Source organism: Pseudomonas viridiflava, assembly GCF_900184295.1.
GTDB classification, from domain to species: domain Bacteria; phylum Pseudomonadota; class Gammaproteobacteria; order Pseudomonadales; family Pseudomonadaceae; genus Aquipseudomonas; species Aquipseudomonas viridiflava.
The window spans coordinates 1,606,195-1,628,719 of sequence record NZ_LT855380.1 but is presented as its reverse complement, the minus strand read 5'-3'; the positions used below and the strand labels follow the sequence as shown (position 1 = coordinate 1,628,719).

Here is a 22,525-nt window from a genome sequence, read left to right as displayed (position 1 = left end):
CCAGGACGCTCCGCGTCCGCTCTCGAATGCAACGCAAAGCGTCACCTCAACCAGCCCGTCTCAAGGCTTCGACGCAATCGCCTTCTCGATCGCCGCAATCAGATCAGGATCATCCGGCTTGGTCATGCTGGAGAAGTTGGCGACCACGTTGCCCTGGCGATCCACCACGTACTTGTAGAAGTTCCAGCGCGGGGCGCTACTCTGTTCCGCCAGCACCTTGAACAGGTGGGTGGCGTCGTCGCCTCGCACGGCCTGCGGCTCGGTCATGGTGAAGGTCACGCCGTAATTGACGTAGCAGACCTTGGCGGTCTCTTCGCCGTCCTTGGCTTCCTGTTTGAAATCATTGGACGGCACACCCAGCACTTCAAGACCCTGCGCCTTGTAGCGCTGGCTCAATTCCTCAAGGCCTTTGAACTGCGGGGCGAAGCCGCAGAAGCTGGCGGTATTGACGACCACCATCGGCTTGCCTGCATAGCGCTGGCACAGGTCGATGTTTTCCTTGGAACGCAGCTTGGGCAGCTCGCCTTGCAGCAGGGCCGGGCATTCGGCGGCCATGGCGGTGCCGCTCATGGCCAGCAGCAGGAAGGGAATCGATATAAAGCGAGTGTTCATCAAGGCGTCCCTGGAGTTGGTGGCTGTCTGCCGACACGCTACCCCAACCGACGCTTTCTGCCTAGCAAGCGCCCATGCCCAGTTGCAATGCGGCCAGCCCGACCTGCTGCCAGGCCCACCAGACCAGCGCCAGCACGGCGCCGCCACCGGTAAGCGCCGCCAGCAACGGCCAGTGGCGGCTCACGCGACACCCGCCTGCGCCTGCAACCGCGCCACAGGACGCTCACGCACGGGCCAGTTGAGGGCCGCCGCCAACAGGCTGAGCAGGATCGACACTTGCCAGATCAAGTCGTAACTCCCGGTATGGTCATACACCAGCCCTCCCAGCCAGCCCCCAAGGAACGCGCCCAACTGGTGGAACAGGAAGACGATACCACCGAGCATCGACAGGTTGCGCACCCCAAACAGAGTTGCGACCGTACCGTTGGTCAGCGGGACCGTGGACAGCCACAACAGCCCCATCGCGACACCGAACAGGTAAGCGGTGGTCTGGCTGAGCGGAATCCACAGGAACAAGACGATCACAACAGCGCGCAGCAGGTACAGCGCCGTCAGCAGACGCGGCTTGGACATGCGTCCGCCCAGCCAGCCCGCCGTGTAGGTGCCGAAGATATTGAACAGGCCAATCAGCGCCAGCACCGTGGTGCCGACCTTGGCGGGCAAGTGCTGGTCGACGAGGTAAGCAGGCAGATGCACACCGATGAACACCACCTGAAAGCCACAGACGAAAAAGCCCAGCGCCAGCAGCCAGAAACCGGAGTGCGAGCAGGCCTCACGCAATGCTTCACCCAGCGTCTGCTGAATGCCCACGGATTCGGTCGGCTTGTCCTTGAGCATGCCCACCAGCGGCAGGATCAGCGCCACCATCACGCCCAGTACCACCAAGGCGCCAGACCAGCCCAGCCAGCCGATCAGCCCCAGCGTACCGGGCAGCATGGCAAACTGGCCGAACGAACCGGCGGCGCTGGCGATACCCATGCCCATACTGCGTTTCTCGGCAGGCAAGGCCCGCCCGACGACGCCGAGGATCACGGAAAACGAAGTGCCGGACAGACCAATGCCGATCAGCAGGCCCGCGCTCAGGGACAGACTCAGCGGTGAATCCGCCATGCTCATGCACAGCAGGCCCACGGCATAGAGCACGCCGCCGACAAACACGACCTTGGCCGCGCCAAACCGATCAGCCAGGGCTCCGGCAAATGGCTGGGCCAACCCCCACATCAGGTTCTGCAGGGCGATGGAGAATGCGAAGACCTCACGGCCCCAGCCAAAATCCGCACTCATGGGCGCGAGAAACAGACCGAAGCCGTGCCGTGTTCCCAGGGAAAGCGCGAGGATCAATGCACTCCCGAGCAGTATCCAGCCACTGGTACGCCACACTGATGTCATTGTTTTGAAGCTCCCTGACCGGAAATGCGTGGATATGCCCGTAAATTAATAACGGCGAAATTACGCCTCAGTGCAAGAGCCTGTCAATCGGATATCAGCGGATGCTCAGAACAGCACCATCGCCAGCAGTACCACCACCTCGAGCAGCTCCAGCAAAGCGCCAGCGGTGTCGCCGGTGGTGCCACCCAGACGACGAATCATTACCTGACGCAACCACAGAAAGCAGGCCATCGAAGCCACCACAGCAGCCAGTCCCGACCAACCTGCGAACAACACACAGGCTACACCACTGACCAGCAGCACTCGACGCGCCGCGCCACGTGGCAAATGGTCCGCCAGCGCCTGCCCCAGACCACCGGCACGCACATAGGGCGTATTCAGAAACAGCCCCAGCATGGCGCTGCGTCCAATCAGCGGTGCCAGCAGCAGCGCGATGCTGTGATGACTTTCAATCAGCGCCAGAATGGCGGTGAATTTGAGCAGCAGCACCAGCACCAGCGTGACCACGGCAATCGGCCCGCTGCGCGGGTCTTTCATGATGGTCAGGGTTCGCTCGCGATCACCGAAACCGCCCAGCCAGGCATCGGCGCTGTCCGCCAGGCCGTCCAGATGCAGCCCCCCACTCAACAGCACCCAGGCGCAGAGCAGCAAGGCAGCGTGCAGCATCAAGGGCGCACCGGCCAGCAATGCATTCAGGCTCATTAATACGATGCCGAACAGCACGCCCACCAGAGGATAGAACAACAGCGAGCGTCCGGTTTCCTCAGGCTTCGGCATGCCGGGCAGGCGGATCGGAAAGCTGCCGAGAAATTGCAGGGCGATCCAGAAGGGCAGCATGTCAGGACTCCGTGAGAACGCCTTCAGCGGCAACATTGATCGATAACAGCGCGCCATGCCCAACGACCACCTGCAGCAGTTGCTCACGCGGCAGGCCACGCGCCTGGGCCAGCAACAGCCGCATCACGCCACCATGACTGACCAGCAGCACCCGCTCACCGGCGTACCTGTCATGCAGACGCTGCACCGCACTCAGAACGCGTGCCGAAAACTCGATCACCGGCTCGCCATTGGGCGGCGTGAAGGCATACGGATCGTTCCAGAACAGCCCCAGGCCTTCGGCATCCGTCTCCATCAGTTGCGCAGGGCTGTGGCCTTCCCAGTCACCGAAATGCAGTTCCTGCAGTCCAGATTCGAGCTCCATGGGCAGGGACAGTCGTGCGGCCAGCTCTTCGGAGAAGCGCGAGCAGCGCTGCAAGGGCGAACTGACGACTCGGTCCCAAGGCCCGGCTTCAGTGACGGCCGAGCGCATCTGCTGCCAACCCAGATCCGTCAGCGCATCGTCGATGCTGCCCCGCAGACCGCCGCCCTGCTCGGTCTCACCGTGACGCAGCAAATCCAGTCGCAGGGTCATGCCGGGCGATCCGATACGCTGGCTTCGGCAAAGGTCGACATGCCGTTGTGCAGCGCACAGGCCATGCGCACCAGTGGGACGGCCAGTGCGGCACCACTGCCCTCGCCCAGCCGCAGGCCGAGATCAAGCAACGGTTCGGCCTGAAGAATCTCCAGCACATGACGATGACCCGTTTCAGCGCCACGATGGCCGAACACCAGCCAGTTGCGACATGACGGGTTCAGGCGCACGGCCACCAGTGCCGCCACGCTGCAGATGAAACCGTCCACCAGCGCGACGATGCCTTCCTGCGCGCAGGCCAGATAAGCGCCCGTCAATGCGGCAATCTCGAAACCGCCGAGGCTGAACAGGCTGTGCAGTGGATCACCTGCGTGTTCAGCGTGCAGCTTCAAGGCACGCTCGATGACCCGAGTCTTGTGTTCGATACCTTCGGCGTTCAGCCCGGTGCCAGGGCCGACCAGCAGTTGCGCCGCGCACTCCAGCATGGAGCAGGCAACCGCACTGGCGGCGGTGGTATTACCGATGCCCATTTCGCCACCGATGAACAACTCGGTCCGTGATGCCTTGGCGCGCAGCACACTGTCACGTCCGGCCTGCAAAGCCGCCAACCCCTGGTCAGCCGTCATGGCCGGCCCCTGGGCGAAGTTGGCGGTGCCTGCGCCGAGGCGCAAATGCCGCACACCCGGCAGGTCCACCGGCAGAACAGTGCCCAGATCCACCACATCCAGCTGCGCCGAAAGCTGCTGCGCCAGCACACTGATTGCCGCGCCGCCATTGACGAAATTGTGCAGCATCTGGCCGGTAACGGCCTGCGGATAGGCCGAAACCCCCTCAGCGACCACGCCATGATCACCGGCAAAAATCGCGATCCACACTTGATCAGCTGCCGGACGCTCACGCCCCTGCAGACCGGCAAGCTGCACCGCCAGACGCTCCAGTTGCGCCAGCGAGCCGGCCGGTTTGGTCAGTTGTTGCTGACGGGCCAGCGCCGCTTCACGCATCGGCGCGTTGATGGCCTGTGCGGGTTCGAGCCACCAGGAGTTACTCATAGCGCAGTTCCTTTCAAAGTCAGGGGCAAGCCCGCCACGGTCAGCACTACGCGCTGGCAACGTTCGGCAAGGGCTTGATGCAGAAGGCCGGCTTCGTCGACATAGCGACGGGTCAGCTCGCCGAGCGGCACTACGCCAAGCCCGGTTTCGTTACTGACGAAAATGATTTCGCCTGGAAGCGCCGCCACGCAGTCGAGCAACGCATCACGCTCCTGCGCCAGACGTTCGGGACTGTCGAGCATCAGCAGGTTGGTCAGCCACAGGGTCAGGCAATCGACCAGCAGACAATGATCGGGCGCGGCGTTTTCTCGCAGCACGCGTGCCAGTTCGACCGGTTCCTCCACCAGTCCCCACTGCTCAGGGCGACGAGCACGATGGCTGGCGACGCGCTGGTTCATCTCGCCGTCCAGTGGCTGGCTGGTGGCGATGTAGGTCACGTTCAGACCGCACTCGGCCGCCAGTTTTTCGGCCAGTCGGCTCTTGCCGGAGCGCGCGCCCCCCAGGATCAGTTGCAGCATTTCAGTTCGTCTCCAGTCCGCACAGCTGACGCAGCAATGTGCCGTCCAGGTGCTTTTCCACCAGATCCGCCAGACGCTCGATGTCCCGCTCGCGCAGGGCGTGATAATCGACCTCCTGCACATCGCGAAGCCCGGCCCAGCGCAACAGAGCGCTGCACGCGGCAGGCGACTCGAACAGGCCGTGCAGGTACGTCCCGAGAATCTGCCCGTCGGCGCTCTGCGCACCATCGCAACGACCGTCGTCCAGCCGGACGGCAGCCTGTTCCAGCGCCGCACCCGTGGTGACACCGGCATGAATCTCGTAACCGCTGACCTCGGCATCTTCCAGCGTCAGACGGCCACGTACGTTACGCAGCTGTTTCTCGGATTCCAGCACCGTGCTCATCGCCAGCAGGCCAAGACCCGGGCTTGAACCCGCCGCGCCTTCCAGCCCCAGTGGGTCGTGCATCTGCTCGCCGAGCATCTGCAGCCCGCCGCAGATCCCCATCACCTTGCCGCCATAGCGCAGGTGTTTCCGGATGGCGTCTTCCCAACCATTGGCACGCAGGTACGCCAAGTCACTGCGCACGCTTTTCGAGCCGGGCAGGATAATCAGGTCGGCAGGCGGTATTGCCTGACCGGGGCCGACGAATTGCAGATTGACCTGCGGATGCAGGCGCAGCGGGTCGAAGTCAGTGTGGTTGCTGATGCGCGGCAAGACCGGCACCACCACATTCAGTACCTGCTCGACCTTGTCGGTCTGGCGCTGATCCAGACCGTCTTCGGCCTCAAGATGCAGGTCCATCACGTAAGGCAGCACGCCGACCACCGGCTTGCCGGTGCGCGCTTCCAGCCAGTCCAGGCCCGGTTGCAGCAAGGCGATGTCGCCGCGAAAACGGTTGATGATGAAGCCTTTGACCCGCGCCTGCTCGCTGGGCGATAGCAGTTCCAGGGTTCCGACCAGATGGGCGAAGACACCACCACGGTTGATGTCGGCGATCAACAGCACCGGGCAATCGACGGCTTCGGCGAAGCCCATGTTGGCAATGTCATTGGCTCGCAGGTTGATCTCCGCAGGCGAACCGGCGCCTTCGACCATGATCACTGGATAGTGGTGTCCCAGCCGCTCGTGAGACTCCAGCACCGCGCGCATGGCGATCTCTTTATAGCCGTGATACGCCACCGCATTCATGGTGGTGACAGCCCGGCCATGGATGATCACCTGCGCGCCGGTGTCGCTGTTGGGCTTGAGCAGCACCGGGTTCATGTCGGTGTGCGGCTGCAGATAACACGCCTGAGCCTGCACCGCCTGGGCGCGACCAATCTCGCCGCCGTCGGCGGTCACGGCACTGTTGAGCGCCATGTTCTGCGGTTTGAACGGGACCACCTTCACACCCTGTCGCGTCAACCAGCGGCACAGCGCGGTTACCAGCGTGCTTTTGCCGGCGTCGGATGTGGTGCCTTGTACCATCAGCGTGGCCATCAGGATTCCTTGCGGTATTCAAACAGAACAGTGTGCAGACGCCGCCAGTCGGCTTCGTCGCAGGGCAGCCCGAAACGCAGGCTGGAGACTTCAGGCGTCGGGCCTTCGAACAGGCGCAGCAACACCCCGCGTCGGGCGCAGAATTCATGGATGGCCCGCGCTTCAGGCGTGACCAGCCATTGAAACAGTGCACAGCCGCCTTGTGGGGCAAGTCCGTACAGCTCGAGCAGAGCCACCAGACGGTCGCGCGCCTGATCGGTGCGCACGCGCTGCTGTGCCTGCCATTCGCGGTCATTCAGACACGCCTGCCCCAGAATCCGCGTCGGACCGCTGACCGACCACGGGCCGATTTCCTGCGCCAGTAACCTGAGCAGCGCGGGTTCGGCCAGCACGAAGCCAAGCCTGACCCCGGCCAATCCGAAAAACTTGCCGAACGAGCGCAGCACGACCAGTCCGATACGCCAGGTTTCAGCTGCCAGGCTCAGCTGAGGCGTGTTATCCATGAAGGCCTCGTCCACCACCAGCCAGCCGCCCCGCTCTGCCAGCCGCGCATGCCATTCCAGCAGGCGCTCGGCGCTCAGATGCAAACCGGTCGGGTTGTTGGGGTTGACCACCACCAGTACATCAAGGCTGTCGAGGAAGTAATCCACTTCGTGCTCGCCGACCTCACGCACCACATAACCCTGCTTGCGCCAGGCATGCGCATGTTCGGCGTAGCACGGCGACAGCACGCCCACCCGACCCGCACTGCGCACTCGCGGCAGCGCCTGGATCGCCGCCTGCGAACCCGCAACAGGCAACACCTGTGACACGCCGTAATAGGCACAGGCGGCAGTCTCCAGACCATCATCGTTCTCGGGCAGGCGCGCCCAGGCACGCAAAGGAATGTCCGGTACCGGCGCGGACCACGGCGCGATGCCGGTGGACAGGTCCAGCCAGTCGGCCTGATTGATGCCATAGTGCTGCGCCGCAGCGCGCAGTCGTCCGCCGTGCTCAAGCATAGAATGCTGTCCCGACGCACAGCACCAGCAACCAGAGCCACACGCCGCGCTGCACCAGTTCCCAGCCACGGTCGATGGAGTCGGCATCAGCGGGTGCGCCTTCGCCCAATTGCGGACGCTGATGCAGCTCGCCGTGATAGATCGCCGCGCCACCCAATTCGACGCCCAGCGCGCCAGCACCGGCCGCCATCACCGGACCTGCATTGGGACTGTCCCAGGTCGGTCCCTGAGTGCGCCAGCATCGAAGTGCCAAACGGGTTTTGCCCAGCAGCGCGTAGGTCAGCGCCACCAGGCGTGCAGGAATATAGTTAAGCAGGTCATCGATCTTCGCCGCCGCCCAGCCGAAACGCTCGAAACGTTCGTTACGATAGCCCCACATGGCATCCAGCGTATTGCTCAGGCGATAGAGCACCACGCCTGGAACACCGGCCACGACAAACCAGAACAGCGCAGCAAATATTGCATCGCTGCCGTTTTCCAGCACCGACTCGGTGGCCGCGCGGGCGACTTCGGTCGCATCCAGTTCGCTGGTCTGGCGGCTGACCAGATAGCCGACGCGACGACGCGCCTCTTCCAGATCATCGCTGCGCAATGCCTGGGCCACCGGCTGCACATGCTCACCGAGGCTGCGCATGCCCAGCGCGCAATACAGCGCCAGAATCTCCACCAGCCAGCCCACGAACGGTGCCCAGCTCAGCAGCGTGGCCAGCAGTGTCAGCGGGATCACCGCCACGAACCAGGCCGTGACGCCATGGCTGCGCCAGCCCCGGCCGCCGCTGTTGAAGCGCTGCTCCAGACGATTGGCAAAGCGCCCGAACGCCACCAGCGGATGAGAGCGTTTCGGCTCGCCGAGCAGCGCATCCAGCGCAACTCCGGCCACGCTCAACAGCGCCACACTCATTGACTCACTCCCCATTGATTCTCATACAGCAGTTCACTCAGCGGACGCGCCTGCGCCCAGCCTTCCAGCACCAGCATGGGTGCGGGATAGAATTCCTTTACCGGGCCCAGGCAGAGAATCGCCAGCGGCTTTGCGCCTTCCGGCATCGCCAACAGATCGGCCAGTGCGTCAGGGTCGAACAGCGACACCCAGCCCATGCCCAGCCCTTCGGCGCGTGCAGCCAGCCACAGGTTCTGAATCGCGCAGGACAACGACGCCATGTCCATTTCCGGCAGGGTGCGACGACCAAAGATGTGCTGCTCGCGACCTTCCATCAGCGCGGCAACCAGCACCTCGGCGCAGTCGTTGATGCCTTCGACCTTAAGCTTCATGAACTCGTCGGTCCGCTCGCCCAGTGCCTCGGCCGTGCGGACCCGCTCTTCTTCGACCTGCGCCTGCATCCTGACGCGCAGCGCCGGGTCGCTGATCCGAATGAACCGCCAGGGCTGCATCAGGCCAACGCTGGGTGCCTGGTGTGCAGCCTCCAGCAAACGGGCGAGCAGTTCGGGCGCCACGCTGCCACCGACGAAGTGCCGCATGTCGCGGCGCTCGGCAATGGCGCGGTACACCGCTGCCCGCTCTTCATCATTGAACGCATGTTCGGTCATGGCTTGAACAGGGCCGCAATCGCCTGGGGACAGGACGGAAAATAGAAATGGATGTAGGAAGCAGTCAGGCGACCCTCGCGATAAACCGCTTCCGCCCCGCGCCCGCCGTTGGGGCTGACGCCTCGGCCAATCGGCTGCAGTTCGGTGGTGGTCAGCGAATGGTGATAGGTGTGACCGCGCAACTCGCCTTCCGGCATCTCGACCGCCTGCAACGCCAGCGCCGCCAGCCGTTTCTGCATGGCCGCTTCGCCCGCCAGCAGGCCAACCAGTTCAGCGCGCACGCCTTCAACATCGGTCAGGGCTTCCAGCAGATACAGCATGCCGCCGCATTCGGCCAGCGTGGGTTTGCCGGCCGCATGGTGCGCGCGGATGTCGGCCAGCATCGTGGTGTTGGCAGACAGTTCGACGTGATGCAACTCGGGATAGCCGCCGGGCAAGTACAGGCTGTCTGCTTCAGGCAGATGGCTGTCGCGGATCGGTGAGAAGAAGCTCAGTTCCGCGCCCATGTTGCGCAGCAGATCGAGACTCGCGCCGTAGGTGAACGCAAACGCTCCATCGCGAGCCACGGCAATCCGCACCCCGTCCAGCCAGCGCTCGACATGAACCGGTTCTGGCGCAGTGAACGTGACCGCAGGCGGCAAGGCCACCTCGCAGGTGGTGGCCAGGGCCGCAGCGGCCATGTCCAGACGCAGGTCCAGGTCGTTGAGTTCGTCGGCCTGCACCAGCCCCAAATGGCGACTGGGCAGTTCGAAGCCGGTTTCACGAGACAGCGCGCCATACCAGCGCAGGCCTTCGGTCAGGCTGTTTTCCAGCAACTGCGCATGACGCACGGTGCCCACGCGGTTGGCCAGCACGCCGGCAAACGGCAGGTCAGGCTGATAGCGCGCCAGCCCCAGCGCCAGAGCACCGAAGGTCTGGGCCATCGCCGTGCCGTCAATCACGCCGAGGACCGGTACGCCGAAGTGGCGCGCCAGATCAGCACTGGACGGCGTGCCGTCGAACAAGCCCATCACGCCTTCGATCAGGATCAGGTCCGCGTCTTCGGCGGCTTCCCACAGAAGGCGACGGCTCTCGTCGGCGCCGACCATCCACAGGTCCAGCTGAAACACCGGCGCCCCGCTCGCCCGCTCGAGAATCATCGGATCGAGAAAGTCCGGGCCACACTTGAAGACCCGTACCTTGCGCCCCTGATTACGGTGCAGGCGTGCCAGTGCTGCGGTGACGGTGGTCTTGCCCTGACCGGAGGCCGGTGCAGCGATCAGTACTGCCGGGCAATCCCTGGGGCTTCTCATGACCGGATGCTCATAACGGAATGGCTCACAGTTCGATACCTTTCTGCGCCCGGATGCCGGACTGGAATGCATGTTTGACCACGCCGATATCCGAGACGGTATCCGCGAGGTCGATCAATTCGGGTTTTGCGCCACGGCCGGTCACCACCACATGCTGCATGGGCGGACGGGCCTGCAGATCGGTCAAAACCTGCTCAAGGTCCAGATAGCCGTGCTTGAGAGCGATGTTCAGTTCGTCGAGCACCACCAGACCGATAGCCGGGTCGCGCAGCATTTCCAGACTCACGGCCCAGGCAGCCTCGGCGGCCGCGATATCGCGCTGACGATCCTGGGTTTCCCAAGTGAAGCCCTCGCCCATCACGTGATAGCGCACCTGCTCGGGGAAGCGGCGGAAAAACATTTCCTCGCCTGTGCTGTTGCGCCCCTTGATGAACTGCACCACGCCGCACTGCATGCCATGGCCCATGGCCCGCGCAAGCATGCCGAACGCCGAGCTGCTCTTGCCCTTGCCATTGCCGGACAACACCAGCAACAGGCCGCATTCATTGGGCGAGCTGGCGATACGTTCGTCCATCACGGCTTTCTTGCGCTGCATGCGCGCCAGATGGCGTTCGTCGCGTTCGGGGGATTCGTTCATCTCGGCTCTCCGCTCGGGGGGTCGCGAAAGCAGACGGAAGGACAGCACTGAACAGCACGGCAACGCCCTGCACAGAGCATCACCCTCCGTGATGCAATTGAGTATTTCAGGCCGGTCTCCGGGCTCATGAGCGGGTCATCCGGGCTGCACGCCTTCCCGCGTCGAAACGCAGTGGCACGATGCACAGCCTTGACTCATTTACCGTTGCGGGGGCAGCGCCGGAATCGGATCGTCAGACCCTCACCGGCTTCCCTGTTTCACCCTGCCAATCGGGAGGATTGCAGAGCACCTGAAACAAACCGCGAAGGGTAGAGGGTTGGGGGTGGAGCGTCAATCGACACCGCAGTACACAGGGCATAAAGGCCATTCACTTGCATGACGCCGCCGGATGGTGGCTCGCAATTGAACCTCGGCGGTCAGGGTGTCTCTATCCCTTACTGGACCAAGCCTTTGTCGATGGAGATTCACGATGTTCAAAATCAGACCACAGTACGCTGTACTGCTTCTGCTCGCAGGCGGCCTCGCGGCGTGCGGCGAGTCTTCGACCTTGCAGGTCTCGGATGGAACAGGGCCTTCTCCAAAACTGCCGGAGCCGAACAAGACGCTGATTCCGACGGTCAACATCGCCCCGGCCATCGGCTGGGAAAAGGACGCAAAACCGGTGGCCGCGCCAGGCATCCAGGTTGGCGCCTTCGCTGAACATCTGGATCACCCGCGCTGGCTGTACGTGCTGCCCAACGGCGACGTACTGGTCGCGGAAACCAACTCACCGGCCAAGCCGGATGACGGCAAAGGCATCCGTGGCTGGGTCATGGAGAAGGTCATGGGCCGCGCCGGTGCGGGCGTACCGAGCGCCAACCGCATTACCCTGCTGCGCGACACGAACAACGACGGCGTGGCCGAAACCCGCAGCGTCTTTCTGCAGAACCTCAATTCGCCGTTCGGCATGACGCTGGTGGGCAACAAGCTGTACGTGGCCGACACCGACCGCCTGATCAGTTTCCCGTATGAAAACGGCCAGACCTCGATCAGCGCCCAGCCGACCAAAGTGGTCGACCTGCCGGGCGGCACGCTGAATCACCACTGGACCAAGAACGTCATCGCCAGCAAGGACGGCAGCAAGCTGTACGTGACGGTCGGCTCCAACAGTAACGTGGCCGAGAACGGCATGGACAAGGAGGAAGGCCGTGCGGCGATCTGGGAAGTGGACGCTGCCACCGGCAATCACCGCATCTTCGCCTCGGGGCTGCGCAACCCCAACGGGATGGATTGGGAGCCAACCACTGGAAAACTGTGGACAGCCGTCAACGAGCGTGACGAGATCGGCAGCGATCTGGTGCCCGATTACGTGACCTCGGTGCAGGACGGCGGCTTCTATGGCTGGCCTTACAGTTACTACGGCCAGCACGTGGACGAGCGCGTCAAACCGCAGAACCCGGCACTGGTCGCCAAGGCCATCGCCCCCGATTATGCGGTCGGCCCGCACACAGCATCACTGGGGCTGGTCTTCGCCGACGGCAAGACGCTGGCAGCGCCGTTCAACGAAGGCCTGTTCATCGGCCAGCATGGTTCGTGGAACCGCAAACCGCACAGTGGTTATAAGGTGGTGTTCGTGCCCTTCAGCGGCGGCAAACCCAACGGCGCGCCTGTCGACGTGCTGACCGGCTTCCTCAACAGCGACGAAAAGGCCATGGGCCGTCCGGTAGGCGTGGTCAATGACCATCGCGGCGGATTGCTGGTGGCGGATGATGTGGGCAACAAGATCTGGCGCGTGACGTCGGCGAAGGCGGCTCAATAATGCAGTGACGCTCAGAGCCGGACGCGGAGCGTCCTGAGAGGCATTCCCACGCAGAGCATGGGAACGATCATGGTCTCAAGCACACTGATCGTGCCCATCGCTCCGCGTGGGCATGCCGCCCGTGACGCTCTGCGTCACAAATGGCACAGACTGCGGACTCAGTGAGCCGAGCGCATGACGTCGAAAACGCTGGAGCTTGGGCACACATCTGCGCCACATTCGAGAGCGGACGCGGAGCGTCCTGGGAGGCATTCCCACGCAGAGCGTAGGAACGATCATGGTCTCAAGCACACTGATCGTGCCCATCGCTCCGCGTGGGCATGCCGCCCGTGACGCTCTGCGTCACAAATGGCACAGACTGCGGACTCAGTGAGTCGAGCGCATGACGTCGAAAACGCTGGAGCTTGGGCACACATCTGCGCCACATTCGAGAGCGGACGCGGAGCGTCCTGGGAGGCATTCCCACGCAGAGCGTAGGAACGATCACCACTTACTGAATGAACGTGGCTTTTCCCACAATCCGCTGTTATCTGCACAACAGCGGCAGAAGCTTGCGGCATCAGCGATCAAGGACGATTCTGTGCCAGGTCCGACGGCTGAATCACGCGCTTGGCGTTGAGGTAGGCTTTCTGCCAATACGGCTTGTCGAGGCTGTCGAGTTTGACCGTGCCGCCGGTCGCTGGGGCATGTACGAAGCGGCCTTCGCCGACGTAGATCCCTGCATGGGAAACCTGCGAGCCGCCCGAGGTGGCGAAGAACACCAGATCCCCTGACTGCAGCTGTTCACGGCGCACATTCGGCGCGCCCATCACCACCATGTCACGCGTGGAGCGCGGCAGGGAAATCCCCGCAGCGTCGCGGTACACATAGCCGATCAGGCCACTGCAATCGAAACCCGAATCCGGCGTGTTGCCACCCCAACGATAGGGCGTGCCGACCAGCCCCAATGCGCGAAACAGCACATCTTCGGCGGCCTGGGAAAGAATCTGGGGGGGAGCAGTTACCACCGGACGCTGAACGATCCGGGGCTGGGGAGGCGGCGGTGCGCTGGCGCAGGCGCCAAGCAACGCGGCAATAGAGATAACCATCAGGCGCAAAGCAATCGACATAACCACAACAACCTGATCCGGATGCGGCTTACGCTGCCGAGAAGCTCAAAAACGAAAACAGGCCATCGGCCTGTCTGCGTTTTCCATATTTCATTTACTTACGGCGTTTTACTGCGGTCTTGACTGTAGTCGATGTCATCGCCGTTGTCTGCGTGGCAACTGCTGGCGTCTTCACGGCTACGGCACCGGGTGCCATTGCCAGAGGACGCTTGGCTTCGATAAAGGTCTTGCTCCAGTAAGCGTCATCGAGGCTGTCGATGCGTACACCACCGCTGCGGCGGCTGCTGGAGTGGATGAACTGATCGTTACCGGCGTAGATCGCTGCGTGGCTGACGCGACCACGGCCGCGTGTGCTGAAGAACAGCAGATCACCCGGCTTGAGGTTGTTGCGCGAGACCAGAGGCGCATCGACGTTGATCATTTCACGCGTCGAGCGCGGCAGGTTCATGCCAGCCTCTTCGCGGAACAGGAAACCGATGAAGCCGCTGCAATCGAAACCCGAACGGGTCGAAGTGCCGCCGAACTGGTAACGCGTACCGATCAGGGCCTTGCCACGTTCAAGGATGCTGTCGGCCAGAACCGGCAGTTTGTAGGATTGGTTGTCAGCAAACTGGGCCAGTTCGTCTTCAGTGGCCATCTCGTCCTGCAGGGCGGCGGCATCGGCGCGGCGGGCAGCGGACTGGGCGGTGACGGTGTTCTGATAACGAGGCGCTTGCTGAGCCTGTTCTTGCTGAGAAACCGGCATATTGGCCGAGCAACCGAACAGGAATGTGACGAGTGCGAGGGGCACGAGGGGTGCGAAGCGAACAACTAGCATGGGCACGACCGTGGCTGAACTGTTAAGAAGGCGAGACTATGCCTTCTATCCAAGTCATTTGCAAATTCAATCGAACTAAATGTGACTTATGAGTTTTTCCATGACATGTGCCGCCCGGCACTTCAAAAACACGTCCATTTGCGCGCTGTGATCGGTCGCCTCAGGATTGATTTCTGCCGTAAAACCCCCGGAAACTCTGGTCCTGATCACCGGCTCATGAATATAGGGGAAGCTTGCGGTGGTGCCGATGGTCAGCACCGCGTCATAGCCTATAGCCAGTTGTTCATACAGTGTTTCCAGGGCCTGTTCCGGGAGCATTTCCTGAAAAAGAACGACGGACGGTCGCAGAACGCCACTACAGATTGAGCACAAAGGTGGCATCGGTCGCTGCAGATGCTCACTCAGCTGGGGATCTTCTGCGCCACAGGACTGACAGAACAGCGGCGCCATCTGACCGTGAATCTCGATCAGGCGCTCAGGCGGACTGCCTGCAGCGCTATGATAACCATCGACATTCTGGGTCAGCACCCAGCACTCGGGCTTGATGCGCTGCAACTGAGCGATCGCGTAATGCGCAGAATTGGGCTGCCCGCCCAGACAGGCCTTGCCCAGTTGAGCGATGTATTTCCAGCACAGTTCGGGATCACGTCGCAGCATCGGACCGGACAACGCGACCTCAATCGGCAGGCCGTCATCGGTTCGGCCGTTATAGAGTCCGCCTATACCTCGGTAAGTCGGCAATCCCGAATCCGCAGACAGTCCGGCACCGGTAATGATCAGAATTCGTCTGGCGTGGCGCAGTGCAGCCGCCGTTTGCAAGATCAGCGCGTCGTCTACCACCCCAGCGTCTCTTTAAGGAAGGGAATGGTCAGCTTGCGCTTCTCCTGCAGGGACGCCTGATCGAGGCGCTCCAGCAATTCGAACAACGCACTCATGCTGCGGGTGCCGCGAGTGAGGATGAAATGCCCGACTTCGTCGGTGAGGTGCAGACCGCGTCGCGAAGCACGCAGTTGCAGGGCGCGCAGTTTGTCCTCATCAGACAGGCCGCGCATCTGGAACACCAGCGCCATGGTCAGACGGGATTTGAGGTCCGGCAGCTTGACCGGCAGTTCGCGGGGCGACTTGGACGCCGCAATCAGCAGCCGCCGTCCGCTGTCACGCAGACGGTTGAACAGATGAAACAGGGCTTCTTCCCACTCCGGCTTGCCAACCACGGCCTGCAGGTCGTCCAGACACACCAGCTCGTACTGTTCGAGATGGTCGAACAGTTCGATACCTTCATCAATGACTTCGGCCAAGGGCAGATAGACCGCAGGTTCACCCATCTGCTCGAAGCGCAGGCAGGCCGCCTGCAACAGATGCGTACGCCCTACCCCGTCCTTGCCCCACAGATAGATGAGGCTTTCCGTCCAACCGGCGTCGGCTTCGCACAGCCGCTCGACATAGCCGAGTGCAGCGGCATTGGCGCCTGGATAGTAATTGACGAAAGTGGCGTCATCACGCAGACGCACACTCAGGGGCAGCTGAATCGGTTTCATGCTGACGAACGGTTCATGCGAACCGCCAAGGGCCTCTGTGTAAAGTGCGCAAAGTTTATACCCGTGACGCTGGTCGCACAATGCGACAGACCCCAAGCAAAATCAAAGGGTTGCGACAGGCTGTGTAAAGCAATGAGGCGTTTGAGGTATCTGCGACCCTTTCACGGACCTGGCCTGCGTCCGTGAAAGGGTCGCTTGATCAGCGGCTGGGAGGGCCTACAGATCAGGGTCTTCGGCCCCGGCGTAGATCTGCGAGTCCTTGTAGACATCATGAACGTGGCGCACCAGCACCATGATCACCGCCGCCACCGGCAAGGCCAGCAGAATGCCGGTGAAACCGAACAACTCGCCGCCGGCAAGGATCGCAAAGATCACCGCCACCGGGTGCAGGCCGATGCGGTCACCCACCAGCAAAGGCGTGAGCACCATGCCTTCCAGCGCCTGACCGATCATGAACACCGCAACGATGCCCATCATCGGGTACAGATCGCCGCCGAACTGGAACAGGCCCGCCACCAGCGCCGAGCCGATGCCGATCACGAAGCCCATATAGGGCACGATGGCAGCCAGACCCGCGATCACGCCGATCAACAGCCCCAGCTCCAGACCGACCAGCATCAGACCGCTCGCATAGATAACGCCGAGGCCGACCATGACCAGCAACTGGCCGCGAATGAACGCACCCAGCACTTCATGACACTCACCCGCCAGCTTAACGATCTGCCCCTCGCGGTGGCGAGGCAGCAGGCCGCGAATCTTGCCCATCATCACGTCCCAGTCACGCAGCAGGTAGAAGCACACCACCGGGATCAGCACCAGATTGGTCAGCCAGCCGATCAGCGCCAGGCTTGATGCCGTGGCCTGCGACAGCACGATGGACACGATGTCGCCCGCCTGCCCCATGTGCTCGGACAACGCAGCCTTGATCTTGTCGAACTTCCAGAAGCCGTCGGACAGTCCGAACTTGGCCTGCACCCACGGCAACGCCGAGTGCTGCAGCCAGTCGAGCATCTGTGGCGCCAGCTCGTACAGGCGGTACAGCTGCTTGGCGAGCATCGGGACCAGCACCAGCAGCAAGGCCATCAGCACCAGCGTGAACAGGCCGAACACCGCCACGACACTCAACGTGCGTGACAGGCCCGCCCGCTCCAGACGATCCACCAGTGGATCGCCCATGTAGGCCAGCAGCAGTGCCACCAGAAACGGGGTGAGGATCGTGTGCAGCAACACCACGAATGCGACCAGCAGGGCCAACCCGCCAATCCAGAACCAACGTCGCGTATCAGTCATCAATGTCTCTCAACCCAGGGGAAAAGTACGCTTGCCGCATTACCAGCGGAAATACAATTGTGGCGCGGACGCCGGAACAATCATTGGAGCTGGCGCAGCGACAGGCGCTGACGCATCGACCGGAGCCGCAGGTGCAGGCGGTACAGCCGCTGCCGCCTCGCTCGCCGGTACTTCCTGAAGTTTAGTCAGTGACATCTGCGAACGAAGCTGATCGGCGCTGCCGTTGACTTCGAAGGTCACGCGATCTCCTTCGACCAGCGTCACACGCACGCCGAAAGGATCGAGCAACTGCAACAGTTGCGCATAACGTTCAAGGTTCATGCCCTGAACCTGCATGAGCAGGCCGGTGGACGCGCCCGGCTTGGCGACGAAGCGCGGTGCCAGGCGCTGGCTCACCGACAGCAATACGGCGTCAGCCAGAGCGTCGGACGTGGCGCCGGTAGCGGTGCCCTGCTCACGCTGCTCGCCCAGCCACAGATTCCATTTGCCTTGCCATTGCCCGGCGTCCTCTTTGGCATGAACCGCCAGGATCGCATCAGCGCCATAACGCTCGGAGGCTTCCTTGAGCGGCGCGGCATCAGTGCCTTCAAGGGTCTTGGCGGTGCCGATGCCCTGCTCGCTCAGGTCAGCCAACGGCAGACGCAACGGCAGGCCACGGTGCTGCGCGGCGCGGCGCAAAGGCTCGGCAGCTGCCTGACCGTCGCCGACCAGATTGGAACCTTCGACCGAGTCATTCAGCCACCAGCCCAGAATCGACGGGCGATTGCTGCCCCAGATGGGCAAGCCGGCCTGACGCAAGGCGCGGTCTGTGGTCGCCGGATCGAAATCAACAAGCAGGGTCTCGGGCGGACCCGCTTCGTAACCGTACTGGCTGATGATCTGCTGTGGATCCTTGCGCAAGGCGGCAAGCGCCGAACCCTGAGCGGCCTTGGTGTCGCCGGTCAGGCGCAGCACCAGGGTTTCGACGGCCGCCTGAGTGGCGCGTGTACGCTCATCGGGCGACTGGCCGTTGACCGGCTCGCGGACCTGATAAAGGTTGTTCACTGTTTCAGCAAGGGTCGGCAGGCTGAACAGGGACAGACAGCCGATGAGAAGAATTCTGGAAAAACGCATGGACAGTTCCCGAACGGAAAAAAGGTAAAGAAAGAGCAGTTTCAGGAGGTGGATTCATTGGACGGACAGGCTTGAGACAGCGCTTTGCCACCAATCATTCACTACCCGCCTAAAGTACACCCTAAACATCTGGAGTCGAAGTCGACCCAGGCAAGGCTGTGAGGTTTATTTAGTAGAACCTCCTCCTACCGTCGGCGCAAGGATGGCCCCACGAGGGCAAGCCTGATAAAATCGCGCGCCTTCGCAGACCGGCAATCGCGATGGCCCAACATAGCACTGCGCGACAGCACTTTGCTGAACGGGTCCCACCGCAGCGGTCGATACCTCCGAATCCCCCCTAAAGGCCTGGATTTTTTATGAGCAAGCAACCCTCCCTGAGCTACAAAGACGCCGGTGTAGACATCGACGCCGGTGAAGCATTGGTCGAACGCATCAAGAGCGTCGCCAAGCGCACCAAGCGTCCGGAAGTCATGGGCGGCCTGGGAGGTTTCGGCGCCCTCTGCGAAATCCCGGCTGGTTACAAGCAACCGGTTCTGGTCTCCGGCACCGATGGCGTGGGCACCAAGCTGCGTCTGGCACTGAACCTGAACAAGCACGACAGCATCGGCATCGATCTGGTGGCCATGTGCGTCAACGATCTGGTGGTCTGTGGCGCAGAGCCGCTGTTCTTCCTGGACTACTACGCCACCGGCAAGCTGAACGTCGAGACCGCAACCCAGGTCGTGACCGGCATCGGCGCAGGCTGCGAACTGGCCGGTTGCTCGCTGGTCGGCGGCGAAACCGCTGAAATGCCAGGCATGTACGAAGGCGAAGATTACGACCTGGCTGGCTTCTGCGTCGGCGTGGTCGAGAAAGCTGAAATCATTGACGGTTCCAAGGTTGCCGCGGGCGATGCCCTGCTGGCACTGCCGTCCTCCGGCCCACACTCCAACGGTTACTCGCTGATCCGCAAGATCATCGAAGTGGCCGGTGCCGACATCGAAAACATCCAGCTGGACGGCAAGCCGCTGACCGAGCTGCTGATGGCGCCGACCCGCATCTACGTCAAGCCGCTGCTCAAGCTCATCAAGGAAACCGGTGCCGTCAAGGCCATGGCCCACATCACCGGTGGCGGTCTGCTGGACAACATCCCGCGCGTTCTGCCACAGGGCGCCCAGGCCGTGGTAGACGTCGCCAGCTGGCAGCGTCCGGCCGTGTTCGACTGGCTGCAGCAGCAAGGCAACGTCGAAGAAAACGAAATGCACCGCGTACTGAACTGCGGTGTGGGCATGGTGATCTGCGTGGCTCAGGAGCACGTCGAGACCGCGCTGAACGTACTGCGTGAAGCGGGCGAACAGCCTTGGGTGATCGGCCAGATCGCCACCGCCGCCGAAGGTGCTGCACAAGTCGAGCTGAAAAACCTCAAGGCGCATTGATGTCAGCCATCTGCAATGTCGTGGTGCTGCTGTCCGGCACCGGCGGCAACCTGCAAGCGATGATCGACAGTTTCAAGGACGGGGCCAGCCCCGTCCGCATCCGCGCTGTCATCTCCAACCGTGACGATGCCTTCGGTCTGCAACGTGCCAGAGACGCAGGCATCGAAGCCTGCGTGCTGGACCACAAGGGGTACGAAGGTCGCGAAGCCTTCGACGCCGCGCTGGTCGAGCTGATCGATACCTTTCAGCCCGATCTGGTGGTACTGGCCGGATTCATGCGCATACTGAGCGCTGACTTCGTCAGGCACTATCAGGGCCGTCTGCTCAACATCCACCCTTCCCTGCTGCCGCGCTACAAAGGTTTGCACACCCATAAACGGGCGCTGGAGGCCGGCGACACCGAGCATGGGTGCAGCGTGCACTTCGTCACCGAGGAACTCGATGGCGGACCGCTGGTCGTACAGGCAGTTATTTCGGTACAGTTACAGGACACACCCGCCACGCTCGCGCAGCGGGTGCATGTTGAAGAACACTGTATCTACCCGCTGGCAATACGCTGGTTCGCCGAGGGCCGATTGAGCCTGGGCGAAGAAGGCGCGTTACTGGATGGCCAGCCACTCCCGGCCACCGGCCATTTGATTCGACACTAGGAGATATTATGCGTCGCGCTCTGCTCTTCGCTTTCGCTCTGCTTGCCATCCCTGCTGTACAGGCCGCAGACCTTCAACCCTTCTCCGCCAGCTACACCGCCGACTGGAAACAGCTGCCCATGAGCGGCACGGCTGAACGCAGCCTGGAAGCCGGGCCGAACGGCACCTGGACCCTGAATTTCAAAGCGTCGATGATGATCGCCAGCCTGTCCGAAGTCAGCACGCTGAAAGTCGACAAGGACACCCTGCTGCCACAGACCTACAGCTTCGAGCGTAGCGGTCTGGGCAAATCCAAGAAGGTCGATCTGGCTTTCGACTGGAACACCAAGTTCGTCACCGGCACCGACCGCGGCGACGCGATCAAGCTGCCGCTCAACCGTGGCATCCTCGACAAGTCCACCTACCAGCTCGCCCTGCAGCATGACGTGGCCGAGGGCAAGAAAAGCATGAGCTATCAGGTGGTCGATGGCGACGAAGTCGATACCTACGACTTCCGCGTGCTGGGTTCGGAGAAGGTCGACACCAAGGCCGGTCAGGTCGACGCCATCAAGGTCGAGCGCGTGCGCGACCCGACTCAAAGCAAACGCATCACCGTACTGTGGTTCGCCAAGGACTGGGACTACCTGCTGGTCCGCCTGCAACAGGTCGAAACCGACGGCAAGGAATACAACATCATGCTGCAGGACGGTACAGTCAACGGCAAGGCTGTCAAAGGCAGCTGATTCACCTGACTGTTAGCAGTACAAAGCCCCGATTGATGCGGGGCTTTTTATTGCCTGTCGTTCAGCACCGATCAGTACTGTCTCACGCTGATCGTTCCTCACGCTCTGCGCTCATCGTTATACACAAGTCCGCAAGACGCGCAAAACGGAGCTAAAACGTAAGTATCCGGCAGAATGCATTCCCTGTGGGAGGCGCCACCACGTCTTCGACGTAGCGCTGTCGCGCAGCAAACTTGGTGGGAGCGGACTTGTCCGCGAATGCAGGGTTTCAGTTACCGCATATGCGTGGGATGTACCGGCCTTTTCGCGGACAAACGGAACGCCGCCCGGTCCGCTCCCACAAATCGCGTTTCTTCAGTGACTTACAGGTTGTTTGATAAGAGGCGGCTTGCCGGCGATGGCGTCACTTCAGTCGCTGATAGATCGCTTCAGAAAAAGCATCGCCGGCAAGCCGCCTCCCACAGTCCGTGGTCGCAGCAAGACTCGGGTATAACGCTGAGCGCAAGCATGGGCATGATCGGCGTGCTTGAGATCACGCTGATCGTTCCTACTCCGCGCTCATCGTTATACATAAGTCCGCCTTAACACTGATCGTGCCCATCGCTCCGCGTGGGCATGCCTCCCGTGACGCTCTGCGTCACAAATGGCACAGATTGCGGACTCAGTGAGCCGAGCGCCCGGCTCAGGTCACCTTTGCGCCCTTACGGCGCGCTACTTTGAGGGACCAAAGTAGCCAAAGTCCTTCGCTCCGGTTCCGGCCCCGGCTACGCCGGGGTTCCTTCGTCCTGACACTGATTCGGGGGTCGCTGCAAATGGGCCATCCATGGCCCAGTGCAGCTCAATCGGCATCCATGCCGATTGCCCCCCGAATCAGCGCCAGGACTCAGCCTTCACCCACGTCGCAATCGGCGGTGTCCGCACTATCGCGCAAAAAAGCACGGCAGTGCTGCTGTCTCACTGGAGAGCCAGGTGACTTGTGTATAACGATGAGCGCTCTGCGTGGGAATGCCTCTCGGGACGCTCCGCGTCCGCACCAGCAGACAACACCGTTTGTGGCAGTTGTACCCGCCACCGGGACACATGAAAAATCCTTCATTTAATCAATACTTGGCCGCAGCCCGCGTGTTTCTAGGGCTGCAGCGCAGCGGTTAATT

General features: G+C 62.2%; 23 protein-coding genes and 1 riboswitch. Of the genes, 4 read left to right on the top strand and 19 right to left on the bottom strand.

What is annotated here, in order from left to right:
* Positions 1-60: 60 nt before the first annotated feature.
* From CFBP1590_RS07715 to cobO, 13 genes are all read right to left on the bottom strand, one after another.
* Positions 61-612: a glutathione peroxidase gene (locus CFBP1590_RS07715; protein ID WP_088234786.1), complete on the bottom strand. Its 552-nt coding sequence runs from the start codon at positions 610-612 to the stop codon at positions 61-63.
* A gap of 61 nt (positions 613-673) precedes the next feature.
* Positions 674-796, bottom strand: coding sequence for a hypothetical protein (locus CFBP1590_RS28255; protein WP_257118998.1), 123 nt, complete (start codon positions 794-796; stop codon positions 674-676).
* Positions 793-2,001 (bottom strand): MFS transporter, encoded by a 1,209-nt coding sequence (locus CFBP1590_RS07710; protein ID WP_088234785.1) that lies wholly within the window; start codon positions 1,999-2,001, stop codon positions 793-795. The genes CFBP1590_RS28255 and CFBP1590_RS07710 overlap by 4 nt, the downstream gene beginning before the upstream one ends.
* Before the next feature lie 105 nt (positions 2,002-2,106).
* Entirely contained in the window at positions 2,107-2,838 is a 732-nt protein-coding gene (locus CFBP1590_RS07705; protein ID WP_088234784.1) for an adenosylcobinamide-GDP ribazoletransferase, read from the bottom strand.
* A 1-nt stretch (position 2,839) separates the two neighbouring features.
* Complete coding sequence (gene cobC, locus CFBP1590_RS07700) at positions 2,840-3,412, bottom strand: alpha-ribazole phosphatase family protein (protein WP_088234783.1); 573 nt, start codon at positions 3,410-3,412, stop codon at positions 2,840-2,842.
* Positions 3,409-4,461: a nicotinate-nucleotide--dimethylbenzimidazole phosphoribosyltransferase gene (gene cobT / locus CFBP1590_RS07695; RefSeq protein ID WP_088234782.1), complete on the bottom strand. Its 1,053-nt coding sequence runs from the start codon at positions 4,459-4,461 to the stop codon at positions 3,409-3,411. The genes cobC and cobT overlap by 4 nt, the downstream gene beginning before the upstream one ends.
* The gene (gene cobU, locus CFBP1590_RS07690; protein WP_058431689.1) at positions 4,458-4,979 is read right to left on the bottom strand and encodes a bifunctional adenosylcobinamide kinase/adenosylcobinamide-phosphate guanylyltransferase; all 522 of its coding nucleotides are present in this window, start codon (positions 4,977-4,979) and stop codon (positions 4,458-4,460) included. Before cobU ends, cobT begins: the two co-directional genes overlap by 4 nt.
* Position 4,980: 1 nt before the next feature.
* Positions 4,981-6,441 (bottom strand): cobyric acid synthase, encoded by a 1,461-nt coding sequence (locus CFBP1590_RS07685; RefSeq protein WP_058431688.1) that lies wholly within the window; start codon positions 6,439-6,441, stop codon positions 4,981-4,983.
* On the bottom strand, positions 6,441-7,442 hold the full coding sequence (gene cobD, locus CFBP1590_RS07680) for a threonine-phosphate decarboxylase CobD (RefSeq protein ID WP_088234781.1): 1,002 nt from the start codon (positions 7,440-7,442) through the stop codon (positions 6,441-6,443). The genes CFBP1590_RS07685 and cobD overlap by 1 nt, the downstream gene beginning before the upstream one ends.
* Entirely contained in the window at positions 7,435-8,343 is a 909-nt protein-coding gene (gene cbiB, locus CFBP1590_RS07675; protein WP_058431686.1) for an adenosylcobinamide-phosphate synthase CbiB, read from the bottom strand. The genes cobD and cbiB overlap by 8 nt, the downstream gene beginning before the upstream one ends.
* Positions 8,340-8,990: a 5,6-dimethylbenzimidazole synthase gene (gene bluB / locus CFBP1590_RS07670; protein WP_025993809.1), complete on the bottom strand. Its 651-nt coding sequence runs from the start codon at positions 8,988-8,990 to the stop codon at positions 8,340-8,342. The genes cbiB and bluB overlap by 4 nt, the downstream gene beginning before the upstream one ends.
* Positions 8,987-10,282 (bottom strand): cobyrinic acid a,c-diamide synthase CobB, encoded by a 1,296-nt coding sequence (locus CFBP1590_RS07665; protein WP_029241144.1) that lies wholly within the window; start codon positions 10,280-10,282, stop codon positions 8,987-8,989. Before CFBP1590_RS07665 ends, bluB begins: the two co-directional genes overlap by 4 nt.
* A gap of 25 nt (positions 10,283-10,307) precedes the next feature.
* Complete coding sequence (gene cobO / locus CFBP1590_RS07660) at positions 10,308-10,919, bottom strand: cob(I)yrinic acid a,c-diamide adenosyltransferase (RefSeq protein WP_004884152.1); 612 nt, start codon at positions 10,917-10,919, stop codon at positions 10,308-10,310.
* 92 nt (positions 10,920-11,011) lie between these two features.
* A riboswitch (cobalamin riboswitch) is annotated at positions 11,012-11,227 on the bottom strand.
* Between the two features lie 161 nt (positions 11,228-11,388).
* On the opposite strand from cobO, the gene CFBP1590_RS07655 reads away from it, so the two are divergent.
* Complete coding sequence (locus CFBP1590_RS07655) at positions 11,389-12,717, top strand: PQQ-dependent sugar dehydrogenase (protein WP_029241145.1); 1,329 nt, start codon at positions 11,389-11,391, stop codon at positions 12,715-12,717.
* Positions 12,718-13,283: 566 nt separating this feature from the next.
* Here the strand turns inward: CFBP1590_RS07655 and CFBP1590_RS07650 are convergent.
* The 6 genes from CFBP1590_RS07650 to CFBP1590_RS07625 all read right to left on the bottom strand — a co-directional run bounded on the left by CFBP1590_RS07650 (position 13,284) and on the right by CFBP1590_RS07625 (position 18,584).
* Entirely contained in the window at positions 13,284-13,826 is a 543-nt protein-coding gene (locus CFBP1590_RS07650) for a C40 family peptidase (protein ID WP_004884158.1), read from the bottom strand.
* 94 nt (positions 13,827-13,920) lie between these two features.
* Positions 13,921-14,643, bottom strand: coding sequence for a C40 family peptidase (locus CFBP1590_RS07645; RefSeq protein WP_004884159.1), 723 nt, complete (start codon positions 14,641-14,643; stop codon positions 13,921-13,923).
* 75 nt (positions 14,644-14,718) lie between these two features.
* Positions 14,719-15,483 (bottom strand): NAD-dependent deacylase, encoded by a 765-nt coding sequence (locus tag CFBP1590_RS07640; protein ID WP_167383083.1) that lies wholly within the window; start codon positions 15,481-15,483, stop codon positions 14,719-14,721.
* The gene (hda, locus tag CFBP1590_RS07635) at positions 15,477-16,181 is read right to left on the bottom strand and encodes a DnaA regulatory inactivator Hda (RefSeq protein ID WP_004884162.1); all 705 of its coding nucleotides are present in this window, start codon (positions 16,179-16,181) and stop codon (positions 15,477-15,479) included. The genes CFBP1590_RS07640 and hda overlap by 7 nt, the downstream gene beginning before the upstream one ends.
* 216 nt (positions 16,182-16,397) lie before the next feature.
* Positions 16,398-17,471 (bottom strand): AI-2E family transporter, encoded by a 1,074-nt coding sequence (locus tag CFBP1590_RS07630; protein WP_025993804.1) that lies wholly within the window; start codon positions 17,469-17,471, stop codon positions 16,398-16,400.
* 39 nt (positions 17,472-17,510) lie between these two features.
* Positions 17,511-18,584 carry a DUF2066 domain-containing protein gene (locus CFBP1590_RS07625; RefSeq protein WP_088234780.1) on the bottom strand — a complete coding sequence of 358 codons (1,074 nt, stop codon included), beginning with the start codon at positions 18,582-18,584 and terminating at the stop codon, positions 17,511-17,513.
* A 356-nt stretch (positions 18,585-18,940) separates the two neighbouring features.
* Between CFBP1590_RS07625 and purM the strand changes: the two genes are divergently transcribed.
* Genes purM through CFBP1590_RS07605 form a run of 3 tightly spaced genes read left to right on the top strand, consistent with a single transcriptional unit; the run spans position 18,941 to position 21,371 of the window.
* On the top strand, positions 18,941-19,999 hold the full coding sequence (gene purM, locus CFBP1590_RS07615) for a phosphoribosylformylglycinamidine cyclo-ligase (RefSeq protein WP_004884166.1): 1,059 nt from the start codon (positions 18,941-18,943) through the stop codon (positions 19,997-19,999).
* Entirely contained in the window at positions 19,999-20,649 is a 651-nt protein-coding gene (gene purN, locus CFBP1590_RS07610) for a phosphoribosylglycinamide formyltransferase (RefSeq protein ID WP_029241405.1), read from the top strand. The genes purM and purN overlap by 1 nt, the downstream gene beginning before the upstream one ends.
* An 8-nt stretch (positions 20,650-20,657) precedes the next feature.
* Entirely contained in the window at positions 20,658-21,371 is a 714-nt protein-coding gene (locus CFBP1590_RS07605; protein ID WP_004884168.1) for a DUF3108 domain-containing protein, read from the top strand.
* Positions 21,372-22,525 lie beyond the last annotated feature (1,154 nt).

What these genes read in the sequence shown, in the direction of transcription:
- CFBP1590_RS07715 (WP_088234786.1), bottom strand. Translation starts at nt 612, where the DNA reads ATGAACACTCGCTTTATATCGATTCCCTTCCTGCTGCTGGCCATGAGC.
- CFBP1590_RS07645 (WP_004884159.1), bottom strand. Translation starts at nt 14,643, where the DNA reads ATGCTAGTTGTTCGCTTCGCACCCCTCGTGCCCCTCGCACTCGTCACA.
- cobU (WP_058431689.1), bottom strand. Translation starts at nt 4,979, where the DNA reads ATGCTGCAACTGATCCTGGGGGGCGCGCGCTCCGGCAAGAGCCGACTG.
- CFBP1590_RS07705 (WP_088234784.1), bottom strand. Translation starts at nt 2,838, where the DNA reads ATGCTGCCCTTCTGGATCGCCCTGCAATTTCTCGGCAGCTTTCCGATC.
- cbiB (WP_058431686.1), bottom strand. Translation starts at nt 8,343, where the DNA reads ATGAGTGTGGCGCTGTTGAGCGTGGCCGGAGTTGCGCTGGATGCGCTG.
- CFBP1590_RS07665 (WP_029241144.1), bottom strand. Translation starts at nt 10,282, where the DNA reads ATGAGAAGCCCCAGGGATTGCCCGGCAGTACTGATCGCTGCACCGGCC.
- CFBP1590_RS07685 (WP_058431688.1), bottom strand. Translation starts at nt 6,441, where the DNA reads ATGGCCACGCTGATGGTACAAGGCACCACATCCGACGCCGGCAAAAGC.
- CFBP1590_RS07710 (WP_088234785.1), bottom strand. Translation starts at nt 2,001, where the DNA reads ATGACATCAGTGTGGCGTACCAGTGGCTGGATACTGCTCGGGAGTGCA.
- bluB (WP_025993809.1), bottom strand. Translation starts at nt 8,990, where the DNA reads ATGACCGAACATGCGTTCAATGATGAAGAGCGGGCAGCGGTGTACCGC.
- CFBP1590_RS07605 (WP_004884168.1), top strand. Translation starts at nt 20,658, where the DNA reads ATGCGTCGCGCTCTGCTCTTCGCTTTCGCTCTGCTTGCCATCCCTGCT.
- cobT (WP_088234782.1), bottom strand. Translation starts at nt 4,461, where the DNA reads ATGAGTAACTCCTGGTGGCTCGAACCCGCACAGGCCATCAACGCGCCG.
- CFBP1590_RS07630 (WP_025993804.1), bottom strand. Translation starts at nt 17,471, where the DNA reads ATGACTGATACGCGACGTTGGTTCTGGATTGGCGGGTTGGCCCTGCTG.
- CFBP1590_RS07625 (WP_088234780.1), bottom strand. Translation starts at nt 18,584, where the DNA reads ATGCGTTTTTCCAGAATTCTTCTCATCGGCTGTCTGTCCCTGTTCAGC.
- cobO (WP_004884152.1), bottom strand. Translation starts at nt 10,919, where the DNA reads ATGAACGAATCCCCCGAACGCGACGAACGCCATCTGGCGCGCATGCAG.
- CFBP1590_RS07650 (WP_004884158.1), bottom strand. Translation starts at nt 13,826, where the DNA reads ATGTCGATTGCTTTGCGCCTGATGGTTATCTCTATTGCCGCGTTGCTT.
- CFBP1590_RS07655 (WP_029241145.1), top strand. Translation starts at nt 11,389, where the DNA reads ATGTTCAAAATCAGACCACAGTACGCTGTACTGCTTCTGCTCGCAGGC.
- cobC (WP_088234783.1), bottom strand. Translation starts at nt 3,412, where the DNA reads ATGACCCTGCGACTGGATTTGCTGCGTCACGGTGAGACCGAGCAGGGC.
- purM (WP_004884166.1), top strand. Translation starts at nt 18,941, where the DNA reads ATGAGCAAGCAACCCTCCCTGAGCTACAAAGACGCCGGTGTAGACATC.
- cobD (WP_088234781.1), bottom strand. Translation starts at nt 7,442, where the DNA reads ATGCTTGAGCACGGCGGACGACTGCGCGCTGCGGCGCAGCACTATGGC.
- purN (WP_029241405.1), top strand. Translation starts at nt 19,999, where the DNA reads ATGTCAGCCATCTGCAATGTCGTGGTGCTGCTGTCCGGCACCGGCGGC.
- hda (WP_004884162.1), bottom strand. Translation starts at nt 16,181, where the DNA reads ATGAAACCGATTCAGCTGCCCCTGAGTGTGCGTCTGCGTGATGACGCC.